The organism is Leuconostoc sp. JNUCC 76, from assembly GCF_053667755.1.
This window is the reverse complement of record NZ_CM132206.1, coordinates 2019161-2034471: the sequence shown is the minus strand read 5'-3', so window position 1 is coordinate 2034471 and position 15311 is coordinate 2019161. Positions and strand designations below refer to the sequence as shown.

General features: G+C 37.9%; 13 protein-coding genes and 2 tRNA genes. 13 read left to right on the top strand and 2 right to left on the bottom strand.

Annotated elements, in window-relative coordinates; translation table 11 throughout:
- Window positions 1-7 precede the first annotated feature (7 nt).
- The 12 genes from JNUCC76_RS10290 to adhP all read left to right on the top strand — a co-directional run bounded on the left by JNUCC76_RS10290 (window position 8) and on the right by adhP (window position 12563).
- Window positions 8-1033: an ABC transporter permease gene (locus tag JNUCC76_RS10290; RefSeq protein WP_454154597.1), complete on the top strand. Its 1026-nt coding sequence runs from the start codon at window positions 8-10 to the stop codon at window positions 1031-1033.
- Window positions 1034-1047: 14 nt separating this feature from the next.
- Window positions 1048-2097 (top strand): ABC transporter ATP-binding protein, encoded by a 1050-nt coding sequence (locus JNUCC76_RS10285; RefSeq protein ID WP_454154595.1) that lies wholly within the window; start codon window positions 1048-1050, stop codon window positions 2095-2097.
- Between the two features lie 2 nt (window positions 2098-2099).
- Entirely contained in the window at window positions 2100-3035 is a 936-nt protein-coding gene (locus tag JNUCC76_RS10280) for an ABC transporter ATP-binding protein (RefSeq protein WP_454154593.1), read from the top strand.
- 105 nt (window positions 3036-3140) lie between these two features.
- A complete protein-coding gene (locus JNUCC76_RS10275; protein WP_454154591.1) occupies window positions 3141-5033 on the top strand; it encodes a M13-type metalloendopeptidase in 1893 nt (630 codons plus the stop codon).
- Between the two features lie 93 nt (window positions 5034-5126).
- Window positions 5127-6011 carry a TSUP family transporter gene (locus JNUCC76_RS10270; RefSeq protein ID WP_454154589.1) on the top strand — a complete coding sequence of 295 codons (885 nt, stop codon included), beginning with the start codon at window positions 5127-5129 and terminating at the stop codon, window positions 6009-6011.
- A 67-nt stretch (window positions 6012-6078) separates the two neighbouring features.
- Window positions 6079-6161 (top strand) — tRNA-Tyr (locus JNUCC76_RS10265).
- A gap of 37 nt (window positions 6162-6198) precedes the next feature.
- A tRNA-Gln gene (locus JNUCC76_RS10260) sits at window positions 6199-6270 on the top strand.
- A 79-nt stretch (window positions 6271-6349) separates the two neighbouring features.
- On the top strand, window positions 6350-7795 hold the full coding sequence (locus tag JNUCC76_RS10255) for a glycosyltransferase (protein ID WP_454154587.1): 1446 nt from the start codon (window positions 6350-6352) through the stop codon (window positions 7793-7795).
- Entirely contained in the window at window positions 7792-8622 is an 831-nt protein-coding gene (locus JNUCC76_RS10250) for a glycosyltransferase (RefSeq protein ID WP_454154585.1), read from the top strand. Before JNUCC76_RS10255 ends, JNUCC76_RS10250 begins: the two co-directional genes overlap by 4 nt.
- 85 nt (window positions 8623-8707) lie before the next feature.
- Entirely contained in the window at window positions 8708-9925 is a 1218-nt protein-coding gene (locus JNUCC76_RS10245; protein ID WP_454154583.1) for a phosphoglycerate kinase, read from the top strand.
- A 148-nt stretch (window positions 9926-10073) separates the two neighbouring features.
- Window positions 10074-11339, top strand: a complete 1266-nt coding sequence (locus JNUCC76_RS10240; RefSeq protein ID WP_454154581.1) for an MFS transporter — start codon at window positions 10074-10076, stop codon at window positions 11337-11339.
- Between the two features lie 171 nt (window positions 11340-11510).
- Complete coding sequence (gene adhP, locus JNUCC76_RS10235; RefSeq protein WP_454154579.1) at window positions 11511-12563, top strand: alcohol dehydrogenase AdhP; 1053 nt, start codon at window positions 11511-11513, stop codon at window positions 12561-12563.
- Between the two features lie 60 nt (window positions 12564-12623).
- Here the strand turns inward: adhP and JNUCC76_RS10230 are convergent, their stop codons facing one another.
- The gene (locus JNUCC76_RS10230) at window positions 12624-12956 is read right to left on the bottom strand and encodes a VOC family protein (protein WP_454154578.1); all 333 of its coding nucleotides are present in this window, start codon (window positions 12954-12956) and stop codon (window positions 12624-12626) included.
- A 17-nt stretch (window positions 12957-12973) separates the two neighbouring features.
- Window positions 12974-14242, bottom strand: coding sequence for an MFS transporter (locus JNUCC76_RS10225; RefSeq protein ID WP_454154576.1), 1269 nt, complete (start codon window positions 14240-14242; stop codon window positions 12974-12976).
- A gap of 111 nt (window positions 14243-14353) precedes the next feature.
- Between JNUCC76_RS10225 and JNUCC76_RS10220 the strand changes: the two genes are divergently transcribed.
- Window positions 14354-15301 (top strand): helix-turn-helix domain-containing protein, encoded by a 948-nt coding sequence (locus tag JNUCC76_RS10220; RefSeq protein ID WP_454154574.1) that lies wholly within the window; start codon window positions 14354-14356, stop codon window positions 15299-15301.
- The last annotated feature ends 10 nt before the right edge of the window (window positions 15302-15311 follow it).

The window sequence follows — 15311 nt, the reverse complement described above, 5'->3', positions numbered from 1 at the left end:
GCTCATGATGGCTGCAAATACTGAAGATTTTGTCATCGTTGGCGCGCAAAACTCTAATGCCAACGAACGTATTTCTAAACCAGCACTGTCATTTTGGCAAGATGCTTGGCGTCGTTTAAAATTAAATAAACTAGCGGTAATATCAATGTGGTTTTTGGTATTTATTCTAGGATTTGCTATTGCTTCAAATTTCTTTGTAACACAAAATGCTGCGAATTCATTTGATGCAGATAATGTTGGTAAGTATAAAAACTTACCACCCAAGTCTGGGTTACCAATCCCGGGCTGGAACGGAAAGATTAAAGCACCAGGTGCAACTGAATCAACAGATTCATATACTGACAATAATGTAAAAAAGAACTTTTTATTTGGTACAGATAACATTGGTCGTTCGCTTGGGAAACGTGTTATTGTAGGGATTCGTATCTCGCTTTTGGTAGCAATTTCTGCAACAGTCATTGATCTTTTTATTGGTGTGACCTATGGCGTAATTTCCGGATGGAAAGGCGGATGGATTGATGTTGTTATGCAACGTATCATTGAAATTTTGTCATCAGTACCTAACTTGATAGTGGTTACTATGTTTGGATTGCTACTTGGTAATGGTGTAACTTCTATTATTATTGCTATTGCTATTACTGGATGGCTAAGCATGGCTCGTCAAGTGCGTAACATGACTTTGTCATTAAAAGAACGTGATTATGTATTGGCTGCTAAGTCGCTAGGTGAAAGTTCAACTAAAATTGCTATCAAACATTTGATACCAAACATGGCTGGAACAATTATCGTCCAGATTATGATGACTGTGCCAAGTGCAATCATGTTTGAAGCTGTCTTGTCAGCAATTAACTTAGGTGTTAAGCCACCAACGGCATCGTTAGGATCATTGATTTCTGATGCACAAAGTATGTTGCAATTCTATCCTTATCAAGTTTTGATTCCTTCTGGTATGTTGGTGTTGATTTCGTTGGCGTTCATTCTATTGGGCGATGGACTGCGAGATGCATTTGACCCACGTGCAAGTGAAGATTAAGAGGTACATGTATAATGAGTAATCCAATTTTAAAAGTTGAAAATTTACACGTCAACTTTAATACCTATGCTGGTACCGTGCAGGCGATTCGTGATGTTTCATTTGATTTGAATGAAGGAGAGACACTTGCGATTGTTGGTGAATCTGGTTCAGGAAAGTCAGTAACTACAAAAACATTAATGGGATTAAATGCTAAAAATGCAGTTATTCCAGAAAATAGTCGGTTGTTATTTAAGGACAAAAACTTATTAGAGTTGACTGAAGAAGAATGGCAACATGTTCGTGGAAACGAAATTGCTATGATTTTTCAAGATCCAATGACAAGTTTGGATCCGACGATGAAAATTGGTCATCAAATTGCTGAGCCATTAGTTAAGCATCGAGATATGAACGAGAAAGAGGCATTGACTCGTGCATTAGAATTAATGAAGGGTGTTGGCATTCCTGATGCCGAAGAGCATATCAATGATTATCCTCACCAATGGTCGGGTGGTATGCGGCAACGTGCGGTTATTGCAATTGCTTTGGCAGCTGATCCTGAAATATTGATTGCAGATGAACCAACAACTGCCTTAGATGTAACCATTCAAGCGCAAATTTTGAACTTGATGAAAGAGCTACAGAAAGAATCAAATTCATCCATTATTTTCATCACGCATGATTTAGGTGTTGTTGCTGGCATGGCCAATCGAGTGGCTGTTATGTATGCTGGTAAAATTGTTGAGTATGGCACTGTCGATGAAATTTTCTTCAATCCACAACATCCATATACATGGGGATTGTTGAATTCAATGCCAACAACAGACACTGAAGAAGGCTCGTTACAGGCCATTCCAGGAACACCGCCTGATTTGTTGGAACCTCCTGTTGGGGATGCCTTTGCGGCACGTAATCAATATGCATTAGCAATTGATAGTCGCGAAGAGCCACCATTCTTCAAAGTTAGTGAGACACACTATGCGGCCACTTGGTTGTTGGATGAACGTGCGCCTAAGGTTACCCCACCAAGACAAATTTTGAATCGTTGGGCCCATTGGCAAGAATTACAAGGGCAGGAGGCTTAATCATGACCGAAGAAGCACCAAAGAAATTGGTTGAGTTGAAAGATTTACAGTTGTATTTTAACAAAGGTAAATCAAATGAAGTTCGTGCTATTGACCATGTAAGTTTTGATATTTATGAAGGTGAAGTATTTGGCCTTGTTGGTGAATCTGGATCTGGTAAAACAACAATTGGTCGTACAATTTTAAAATTATATGAACCAACGGCTGGTTCAATTACATTTGATGGGGAAGATGTCACTAAGTTAAAGGGAAAGCATCTTTCTGAATTTCGTAAAGACTCACAAATGATTTTCCAAGATCCTCAAGCTAGTTTGAATGGACGTATGAAAGTACGTGACATTATTGCTGAAGGTATCGACGTGAACCATTTAGCGAAGTCCAAAGAAGAGCGTAATGCTAAAGTTCAAGAGTTGTTGGACTTAGTTGGCTTAAACAAAGATCATGCCTCTCGTTATCCACATGAATTCTCCGGTGGACAACGTCAGCGTATTGGAATTGCGCGCGCACTTGCGGTTGACCCTAAGTTCATTATTGCTGATGAACCGATATCTGCGTTGGATGTTTCGATTCAGGCACAAGTTGTTAATTTGATGAAAGAATTACAAAAGAAACATTCATTAACTTACTTGTTCATTGCTCACGATTTGTCGATGGTAAAATATATTTCAGATCGTATCGGTGTCATGCATTGGGGAAAATTGCTTGAGATTGGAACGGCAGACGCCGTATATAATCACCCCTTGCATCCATATACGAAAAGTCTATTGTCAGCTATTCCGGTGCCCGATCCGGAAGTTGAGAATAATCGCCAACATATTGATTATGATCCTAGTATTGAAACAGACGGCAAAGAACGTACAATGGTGGAAGTTAATCCTGGGCACTTTGTTTTGGCAACTGAAGAAGAGGCTGCAACTTATAAAGTACAACAGAAGTAATATAAAAATCGAACATGTAATATTGTTCGATTTTTATATTTTAATGAAACTAGTATATAATGTTTGTTAACAAATTGAGTGTACTAAATGAGAAGGAGTGATTTAATGGTTCGAATCCAAGATGATTTTTATGAGGCAGTAAATGGAGAATGGGAAAAAACAGCGGTAATTCCATCTGATAAACCTCGAACTGGTGGATTTAGTGATTTAGCCGATGAAATTGAGCAGTGGTTACTGAAAACGACATCTGATTGGCAAAAAGGGCAAGATTTGCCTGATGATGCTATTTTGAATAATTTTGTTAAATATCATCGATTGGCATCTGATTTTGCAACACGTGACGAGCTTGGTTCGTCTCCAATACGACCATTTTTGAAGCAATACAAATCCTTTTCGTCTTTTGCTGACTTTACTTCACACATCGCTGATTTAGAAAAAGCAGGATTACCAAATGCGTTTCCATTTGGTGTGGAACCTGATTTCAAGGACGCACGTACCAACGTTTTGTGGGCGGGTGGTTTGGATATTCTTTTGCCAGACACAACATACTATGCTAAAGATCATCCACAGGCAAAAGTATTGCTTGCTAAGTTTCGTGAAGAACAAGAGGCTTTGTTGCCAAAGTTTGGCTTTTCAGAAAGTGAAACTAATGATTTGATTGACAAATATCTTGCATTTGATGCACGGATTGCGACCGTGGTATTGAGTCAAGAAGAAGGGCACGAGTATGCAAAACTATACCACCCATATAAGTGGGAAAAGTTTGTCCAATTATCGCCGGTGTTACCCTTAAACGATATTTTAAATGAATTGATTGGTCAGAGACCAGATATGGTTGTGGTTCCAGAAGAACGTTTTTGGCAAGCGGCTGATCAATTTTATTCAGAAGAAGCATGGCCGTTATTAAAAGCATATCTGCTTGTGACATTGGTGAATCAATTTACAGCTTATCTATCGGACGAAATTCGTATCTTGGGAGGAGTTTATCAACGAGCATTAAGTGGTCTGCCTGAAGCGATGAGTCAAGAAAAATCAGCCTTTTATCTTGCATCACGTCCGTTTAATCAAGCAATTGGCTTATATTATGCATCAGAGAAATTTTCTCCTGAAGCTAAAGCTGATGTTGAAAAAAAAGTTGCCTCAATGATTGATGTTTATAAGAATCGCTTGCAGTCGGTACAGTGGCTAAACACAGAAACGCGCAAGAAGGCAATTACTAAGTTAAATACCATTGTGCCGCACATCGGTTATCCAGAGAAGTTACCAGAACGCTTGAAGAAAAAAGTAGTTTCTAGCGATGCAACGTTGTTTGAAACAGCTTTGAAATTTCGAAAGATAGAAATTTCTTATGCTTGGAGTAAATGGCATCAACCAGTAGATCGTAGCGAATGGCACATGCCAGCTCATTTGGTGAACGCTTATTATGATCCACAGCAAAATCAGATTGTTTTTCCGGCGGCTATTTTGCAAGAACCATTTTATAGCTTGGCACAATCATCGTCGGCCAATTTTGGTGGCATCGGCGCAGTGATTGCTCATGAAATTTCTCATGCATTTGATACCAATGGCGCTTCATTTGATGAATTTGGCAGCCTGAATAATTGGTGGACAGACAAGGACTATGCGGCATTCAAAGTAAGGACGGATCAAATTGTTGAGCAATTTGATGGTTTAGACTCATACGGTGCCAAAGTCAATGGTCACTTAACTGTTTCCGAAAATGTAGCAGACTTAGGTGGTTTAGCAGCTGCATTAGAAGCAGCTAAACGTGATGATGACTTTTCTGCAACTGAATTCTTTGAAAATTGGGCTGCCATTTGGCGAATGAAGGCACGCCCAGAATATATGAAGTTACTAGCCGCATCAGATCCTCACGGTCCTGCCAAATTACGGGTCAATATACAAGTGAAAAATTTTGATGACTTCTTTGCGACATTTAACGTGAAGCAAGGAGACAAAATGTGGCTTGACCCCCAAGAACGTGTACAAATTTGGTGAACTTATTTTTAAATATATGTAACAGTTAAAAAAGCGCAAAATAGGCGCTTTTTTTGATACAATAAAAAAGATTAATTTTGAAGTGAGAGAAATATGTTTCCTGAAAATTTCATACTGTATAGTATACAAATACTACTTGTTATTGTGATGATTGTAATGATTATAGTTGTTATCAGATCTTACCTGCTCCATAGACAACCCATTTTTAAGCGCTTTGGTTTAGGCATGTTGATTGGATTTATAACAGATTTTGGAGACACACTGGGTATTGGTTCATTTGCGACAACAACCGCGGCATTCCGGATGACGCATTATATAGATGATGATCGCAAATTACCGGGAACCTTGAACGCGGTTCATGCGATACCAGTAATGTTTCAAGCTCTATTTTTTATTACGGCTGTTAAAGTTGAATTGACAACGTTATTACCTATGACGACAGCTGCAGTGATTGGGGCTTACATCGGGACCCATGTCACAAAAAAATGGCACGCACCTACAGTACAACGCGTGATGGCTGTAGCATTATTAATTGCTGTTATTATCATGGTAGTACGTATGATTACTACCCCAGGAAGTAATAATTCAATGGGTGTGCATGGGTTACATGGCTGGTGGTTGATTTTGGGAATCGTTTTCAACTTTGGCATTGGTGTGCTGATGACTATGGGTTTGGGTAATTATGCGCCAGAGCTAATATTCTTCTCTTTAATGGGTGTTAATCCCGCCGTCGCTTTCCCTGTAATGATGTTAGACGCAGCATTGATTATGCCTACTACGGCTTTAAATGTAATCAAAATGGATCGGGTATCATGGCGAGGGTTCGCTGGTGTGGCTATAGGTGGTGTTCTAGGTGTTATTGTTGCGGCTAAATTCTTTACTAGTATGGATGTCGATTTATTAAACAAGTTAATTGTTGTTGTAGCTCTGTGGACGATTTTTGGGTTGGTTCGTGATTCTATGAAGAAGAATGTTTAAAAAAATTATGAAAAGGTATTGTCAACAGCTTGATTTTCTGGTATTATAATATAGTTGTTTGAGATATGGGAGTGTAGCGAAGTCTGGCTAAACGCGACGGACTGTAACTCCGTTCCTTCGGGTTCGTAGGTTCGAATCCTACCGCTCCCATTGCCGATAAAAGCTAACGGCAAAATAAATTAGCTATTGCCCCTTCGCCAAGTGGTAAGGCATCGGTTTTTGGTACCGACATGCGCTGGTTCGAATCCAGCAGGGGCAATTAATATGAAAAGGAACTTGGGAGAGTTCCTTTTTTTGTATATAATTATCCGTAACAGATAAAATGTGAGGCGATGATTATGAACTTTTTTGTTAATAAGGCAATTGGGCAAAGTAATAGCGGCGTTGAACACGCACAGTTTTATCGTGCGCACTGTTTTCGTGAAAAAAAGATTGAATTTAAGTTTGTCTTCACTGACTTATTACCACAGTTACACCATCATATGCAATTGTGGTCCTTACCAGAAAATGAAGTTATCGGATTATATGATTTTTTGTTAAGTGATGATCCAAATCGATACGCCCAAACAGGTTTAACAGAAATTAATGAATATTCCACTAACTCTTTGTGGGATTTAACAAACACTCAGCGCACCATCGTGCACCAGACAACAGGTCAATATACTGAAACCATTTTTCGTTCTAAAAGTTATTCTGAAGCAAAAAAAATATTCTTGATAGATGATGATCGTGTTATTTTAAAAAATGGTACCCATGAAATAATGTGGCACTATCGAGACAGTGGTTCACGTGGAAAAATTGCTACAAATATTCATCTACATAATTTTCGTGGTAAAAACTATGTTTTTTCAACAAAAGAAGCATTAATTGATTTCTTTTTTATAGAAATACAACATATTTTTCAAAAAAATATTTATTTTTTAGATCGTGGGACAGCGTGTGAAGAATCATTAGTACGATTAAAGCGCATTGGATTACCTTTGAAAATTGTGGATATGATTCATGCTGAACATCTAGTAACCTATCAAGCTGGGCACCCTTTATGGAACAATTATTATCAATACATGTTTGATCATCTAGATGATATGGACTTAGTCGTAACAGCTACAGAATTGCAAGCTGAGACGATAAAAAAACAACTTACTCAAATGAACATGCGAGGTGCCGATAAAATTTGTGCAGTACCGGTCGGTGGGGTAGCTAAATTAGAAAATCCACGTCGCTGGCACGGCGGGACTGCACATTTCGTCACCGCCTCACGCTTACATCCAGAAAAAAATATAGTACAAATTATAAAAGCTGTTAAAAAATTACGCGACGAGGGGATGGATGTCACATTAGCCATCTACGGTTCAGGAAACGAAAAAGAAAATATACAAAGGACAATAGCGGAATTAGACTTGCAATTTAGTGTGCATTTAAAAGGTTTGAGCCAAGACATTATTCATGATTTTCAAAAATATGATGCATTTGTATCAGCCTCTTATTCTGAGGGGTTCGGATTGACGTATATTGAAGCCATTGGGAACGCTTTACCGATAGCTACCTATGCTAACTTATATGGTGCCCAAGAGCTTGTGTGTGAGGGAGTGAATGGGTGTTTAGCTGCTTTTGACAGAGACAAAGCGCAAGAGCGTGCTAACATTTCAAATCTTGCTGATGCAATGCGACGAATTTTTGATAATTATGATCATCTGTCTGTTGGCGCTCACCAAAAAGCACAGGAATATCAGACAAATAACATCGCTGATCAATGGCAAAAGATATGTGAGGTGCTAATATGAAGATAGAGATTATCAATTCCCTCACAGAAACCAATTTAAAGGGAGTTGCTTGGCAAATTGAGCAAGTAAAGTCCGGTAATAGTGATGAATTGTGGTTGGCTACACCACATGAAGATGCAGCGCATCTCATTAAAAAACTTGGTATAAATCCTCGTAGAGTGTTTGATATATATGCGCAGTCTTATTTAAGTGAGATTGATGAAACCAAAGGCATCTGGTGGGGTGAATTACCAGTGCCCAACGAGGCGCAATTGATTATTAACAAAGACTGGACTAAAAGTATAGTTAGTCGTGGGCAACAACTAGCAACTGTACGTTGGTTTGGTGATTCGAAACGAATCGTACAGGCAGTTGTTTGGCAGGATTCAGATGGTAAAATAGACTATAAAGATATTTATTTACGGGACGGACGTTTATTTGCAAAACAATATTTTAGCGAAGGAAAGTTATTAGAATCCGATTTTTATTTTGGTCATCCTGAAGTGGTGGTCAGCGATTACTATTTTGAAGGTAAACGAAACTTTGTTTATGTGGCTGGTCAAAAATATGCTAGTGCTGAAAAATATATGATGAACACGTTAAGTAAATATGCTGAAAATGATTATAATGTTACACAGTTGCAAAGCGAAATGAGCTACGTACCTAAGCGAACAACGTTAACAATTCTTGACGAATTATCAAACGAAAAAAAAGATATCTGGAGTCAATTAACCGTTATTTTAAAAGATAATCAACATGTAATAACGCAGATTTTGGTGGACCAAAAAAATTATTTGAAATTACGGATGACGGGATTGCCTATGAAAAAGGTTCATCGTCGAAATTAATCGTGCAGTTTCTCACACGCGAACAACACAAAGACAAAATTTTGTTTTATAATAGACTTGTAACTATAAAAATTTGGAGGCTATCATGGCTAAATTGACTGTTTCAGATTTGGAACTTTCAGGTAAGAAAGTATTGATGCGCGTTGATTTCAACGTGCCTATCAAGGCAGGCGTTATCGGAAACGATAACCGTATTGTGGCAGCTTTGCCAACAATCAAGTATGTTTTGGAAAACAATGGTCGCGCAATTTTGTTCTCTCATTTGGGACGTATTAAGTCTGAAGACGATAAGAAAGAATTGTCATTAGCACCAGTTGCCGCACGCTTGGGTGAATTGTTGGGTAAGGACGTTAAGTTCGTACCACAAACTCGTGGTGAAGAATTAGAATCAGCAATCAACGCTTTGCAAGATGGTGAAGTTTTGATGGTTGAAAACACACGTTTTGAAGACGTCGTTGATGGCGAAGTGGTCAAAAACGAATCAAAGAACAATCCTGAATTAGGTAAGTATTGGGCATCATTGGGTGATGACTTGTTCATCAACGATGCCTTTGGTACAGCTCACCGTGCCCACGCTTCAAACGTAGGTATTGCTTCAAATGTTTCACAAGCAGCTGCTGGCTTCTTGATGGAAAAAGAAATCAAGTTCTTGGGTGATGCTGTTGCGAACCCAGTTCGTCCTTTCGTTGCTATTATCGGTGGTGCAAAGGTTTCTGATAAAATTGAAATCGTAAAGTCATTGCTGAACAAGGCCGATAAGGTTATCGTTGGTGGTGGAATGGCCTATACATTCGATGCTGCTAAGGGTAACAAGATTGGTAATTCATTGTTTGAATCTGATAAAGTTGAATTGGCCAAGGAATTGATGGCAGAAGCTGGCGACAAGTTGGTTTTGCCAATCGATTCAATTGCTGCTGACGCATTTTCAAACGATGCAAAGACTGAAGTTGTTGATGCCGAAGCTGGTATTCCTGATGGCTACATGGGTCTAGATATTGGTCCTAAGTCTGTTAAGTTGTTGCAAGACACATTGTCTGATGCAAAGACTGTTGTTTGGAACGGACCTATGGGTGTCTTCGAAATGCCTAGTTTTGCTAAGGGTACTTTGGCAATTGGTGAAGAATTGGTTAAAGTTACTGAAAATGGTGGTACAACAATCGTTGGTGGTGGTGATTCAACTGCTGCGGTACAACAATTGGGTGTTGCTGACAAGTTGACACACATTTCAACTGGTGGTGGTGCTTCACTTGAGTATCTTGAAGGTAAGGAATTACCTGGTATTGCTTCAATTTCAGAAAAGTAATAACGAAAAGCGCGCGTGAGCGCTTTTTTTGTACAATAATTTAAAAATTGTTAAACGTTTGATTGATTAATTACTGTATATATGGTTTAATAATTAACGGACAAAATAACGTTTGCCAGTGAGCAGACATTTTGGAGGAAAATATTATATGACAGTTAGTCAGTCCGAGAACGTAGCGCAACAGGAATCAATATCTATGGGGAAGATGACCAGTGAACAAAAAGTTGTTCTTGGTTCAACAACTCTGGGATTCACCTTAGATCATATGGATGCAACATTTTTATCTTTTGCATTAGCTCCTATGATTGCTGAATTACATATTACCGGAGCACAAGGTGGTATTATCGCAGCGATGTCGAATTGGGGGGCACTATTAGGAAGCCTCTTGTTTGGTATTTTAGCAGATCGTATTGGTCGTGTTAAGGTTTTATCTTATACAATTATGTTGGTAACTTTTGCAACAGTGATTCTTGCATTTTTAGACAACACACATACGATTTATGCTGCCCGTTTCTTGTTAGGAATGGGAACCGGTGGTGAGTATGGTGTAAGTATGGCATTAATTGCAGAGAGTTTTAGAGCCAGCCGTGTCGGGCGTATGAGCTCTATTACTGCGATTGGCGGTCAAGTTGGTGCTATACTTGCTGCAATTTTAGCGACATTAATTATGCCGTCATTTGGATGGCGTGGATTGTTCATGCTAGGCTTTCTACCATTAATCGTTGTATATATTGTTCGCCGTCATTTAAAAGAAACACCTGAATTTGAACAGCTACAATCGGATTATAAGGCTGGTAAAAAGAAATTCAGTTTTGCAACGATTGCTAATAGCCCCAAGCGTGCTTACACATCGTTTGTATTGATTATCATGTTAACCATACAAACGTCTGGTTATTATGGATTAATGAACTGGTTACCAACAATTATGCGTAAGCAATTGGGTATTACAGAAACAATTACAGCAGGATACGTTAATCTTGGTATGATACCAATTATTATCGGTATGGCAGTCGGTATGCTGACTTTTGGTACGATTTTAGATACAATTGGTCCTCGACGTGCTTTTGCCATATTCTTAGTTGCATCAGCGCTTATGATTTATGTCTTTACATTTGCATATAATATGTGGACATTAATTATACTGGGTGCTTTAGTTGGATTTTTCTCTAACGGTATGTATGGTGGATTTGGAGCGGTTATCAGTCGTCTGTATCCATCAGAAATAAGAGCCACAGCTGCTAACACATTGATGGGATCTGGACGTGCCATTGGGGCATTTTCATCAGTCGTAATCGGTTGGATTATGGATAACTACAATGTTGCTACTGTTATGTTGAGCTTGTCATTCATGTACATGGTGAGCTTGATCTTTATGCTGACAATTCCCGGATTTAAAAAGCTAGGTCGTAATTAATAGTTTAATAAATTTTAAAAGAGCATTTATTAATAATGCTCTTTTTTAGGTTGATTTATGTGAATCGAGTCACTAACACTATACATTAAATAGCAACTTATACTTTACAAATCTACTAATTAGGGTTAAAATTAATTGTAAATAAGTTCACATATAAGAAAGAGGTTCAAAATGAAAGCAGCAGTTGTTCGTAACGTAAATGATGGTTATGTCGATTTAATCGATGATTGGCAACCACGTGCGTTGGCATTTGGGGATGCATTGGTCGATGTTGAATATGTTGGCCTATGTCACACTGATTTGCACTGTGCAAATGGCGATTTCGGTGATCCTAATAAAATTGGTGAACGTAATGGTGATTTTGGTCGTGTCATTGGGCACGAAGGTGTGGGACGTGTTTCAAAGTTAGGTGAAGGTGCCGACGCTTATCTTAAAGTTGGCGACCGTGTGTCAATCGCTTGGTTCTATGATTCATGTGGTGTTTGTGATTATTGTGTATCAGGAAATGAAACTTTCTGTCGTAAGGTACGTAATTCTGGTTATACAATTGATGGTGCAATGTCACAACAAGTTGTTGTGAATGCTCAGTATGCTGTCAAGGTCCCTGAAGGGTTAGATCCTGTAGAGGCTACTTCAATTACTTGTGCCGGCGTTACGATGTACAAGGCCTTGAAAGTTGGCGAAACTAAGCCTGGAGAATGGGTATCTGTTCATGGTGCTGGTGGGTTAGGTAACCTAGCTGTCCAATATGCACACAGTGTTTTTGGTGCACATGTTGCTGTTATTGATGGTAATGATGACAAGTTGGCAGCTGCAAAGGCTAACGGTGCGGAAGTTCTTGTTAACCGTAAAAAAGAAGACGTTGTAGCTAAAGTTAATGAGTTAACTGGTGGTGTACATAATGCTCAAGTGACGGCTGTTAATGATGCTGCGTTTTCACAAGCTGTTAATGTATTGCGTCCAATGGGTAAATTGGTGGCTGTTGCTTTGCCACAAGGTGACATGGCCTTGAACATTGCTAAAACAGTTCTTGATGGTATCGAGGTTCGTGGCTCTCTAGTTGGTACGCGAGCAGATTTGAAAGAAGCATTCCAATTTGGTGCTGAAGGGAAAGTGAAGCCAATCGTTGAAACTGTTGCTTTCCAAGATATGAACGATATTATTGATGAAATGAAAGCCGGTTCAATTACTGGTCGTAAGGTTATTGATTTTACAACACTTTAATAAATAAAAACCTAGATAACTATATAATAGTTATCTAGGTTTTTATTTGATGTTTAGGAATCAAATATTAGCTTCTAGTACGATTAGATTACCTTCTGAATCATGTATTGAAAAAGCAATTTTATTACCAAATCGCTCCTCCGGTTCCCCGACAATAGGGACAAAGTTATTACGAAGATGTTTTACTAATTCGCTCTGATGATCTCGAACTAGCATTTCAAGATTATTTGTAGGTGCCCCAGGAACAAAAATGATGTCTTCGCCATCTATAACTAGGTGGCGACCACTTTGATGGCCGGATTGTGGTAGGTCAAATACATCGCGCCAAAAACGGTAAGCCCGATTAACGTCAGTTGCGGGTATGGTTTTAATGTTTAGTTTACGTGGTTTCATAATAGTTATAGTATAGCTTATTTTTGACTTTTTTCAACTAATTCCATATCTTGTTTTCGAGTTAATATTGTATAAACAGTAATTGCTAGTGCAAATAGACCCATGAAAATCCAAGCAATATTTGGTGAATAAATATTCGCTACTCCAAGAAAAATGAGTTGACCCATAGGGGCTGTTGACATGGCAAATGTATTAATTAGACCAGAAACACTGGCTAATCGGGAATCATCAATTCGATTCATTATAATAGCCCCTAATTTTGGATTGATTTTTGCTTCAATATATGAAAATAAGAAAATAACTAGCATCCACAAAGAACCATTCGGATAAATATTAGGAACAGATGCAGTTAGAACAATACCTACACAAGAAATACCAACCAATTGCTTTGTGGTAAATTTTTTTAAAAAATCATTAGTAATTAAAGAACCGATTAGCATACCAATTGAACTTATTCCGCCAAAAATTGCCACAGTTGTACCGAAGTTATCAATAATTAATGAACTATTGTGTAGTAACGTGAGGTTAAAAATGCCATTAAAAGATGAGCCAACAAAATTAACAGCTGTAGCTAATAATATCATTTGAAAAAATAAATGATCCTTGTAGACATAGCTAAATGTTGATTTTAAATCTGATAAAAAAGATGTTTTCGTGGTTGAATTTAATGTAGATTCAATTTTTTCTTCCGCCTCTGTGAATTGTTTTTGATTTAGCGCCATAATTATCCACGCGATTATAAACAATGAAGCGTTAGTGAAACTAAAAATGGCATAATTTTGATGTAAGAGACCCAGAAATGCAACACCAGAAAAACCGCCAATCAGATTGACGGTAATACCGATAGCTTGTTCTAAGCTCATTGCTTCGTGCATATCGCTATCCGTTAGAATGAAACGTGACACGGGTTTCATTAGTAAATTACTATAAGAACCAATGACATCACTTGTAAAAACGAGTAATAATAGAATCAAAAAACTCCAAAATTGACCACCGAAAAAAATCAAGATTACAGTAATAGCTAAAAATATTAGAGTTTGTGTTATACGAGACATAGCCCAAGCACGTAAATGATTTTTAGTCTTGTCAGCTAAATTACCGGCAACAATAGATAATAATGACGGTAGTATTTCTGTAAAAGCTACTAGAGTTACTGCCCAATTTTTATTTGGTAAGGTCGCTGCATATACAAGAAAGACAATATTGAAAAAGCTGCTTCCCAAGTTATTAATAAGTTGGGAAATAATCATTACGCGAAAAGCTACGTTTTTTTTAGCAACATGCATACTAATTTCTCCTTATTACATGGTAAATTGAATAATTTAAGCATACATGTTAAAGTTCTTATAATAGCGAAAAGAGAATATATTCTCTTTTTTTGAATGAGGATATTGAAAATGGATTACGGTGCAACATTTAAACGTCTACGAGAAGACAAAGGATTAAAAATAGTTGATTTGGAGCAACCAAGTATTTCTCGCTCATTAATTGGAAAATTTGAAAAAGGAAAAACTCGCATATCGGCTGATCGTCTCGATAAATTACTAACTGATATGGGTGTGAGTCATGATGAGTTTCACTTTTTAGGTGGAGAAATCAATAATAATTATATCTACATGATGATTCATGAAATGGGTGTTCAGTCAGGTAAATCGCATGAAAAAAAACAACTTGAAGAAATGATTAACAGAGCGACAAATGATATGCGTCAAGGACGTGGGGGTATTAGTGCGAGGTTTATACGTGATTTTGGTTTGATGATAAAAGGTGCACTCACAGAAAAAAACAATGGTGAAATATATAACATTGATATTGTTAAAAATCATGTTAAACCGGCTGTTCACTTTTTGAAAAAAGCAGAGACGTGGGGGCAAATGGAATTAGATATTTTCACGTTATTTTATTTTGGAATGTCTCCATATGACCTGTTGACATTGGGACGTTTGGCAGTCAAACGTGCAGGTTTTTACACTCAACTACGCACAGAAAAAACACGGCTAATAGATATTGCTTATACTGCATTCAACGGATTGCTATTTGTTGATCTTGAGGGTGCAGCAGAAATGATGGCTATTTCAGAAAAGATATTGAGTAACTCCGATCAGTTCATGAAAGACTGGACTAGTGAAAGACTCCGTTTGAAGTTAGGGAAAGGGTTACTAACAATGCTACAAGGGAATGTCAAAGTAGGATATGAACTGGCTAATTCGGTTATTAATGTTTATGAGATTGCTGAACTGCATGATAACGCTAAATACTCAAAAGAGGTTATTAAAAAAACACGTGATGCAATTTTATCAGGAGAACCGCAAAAAATACCACGTACTTACTCAATGTTGCTATAAAGTATGGTAA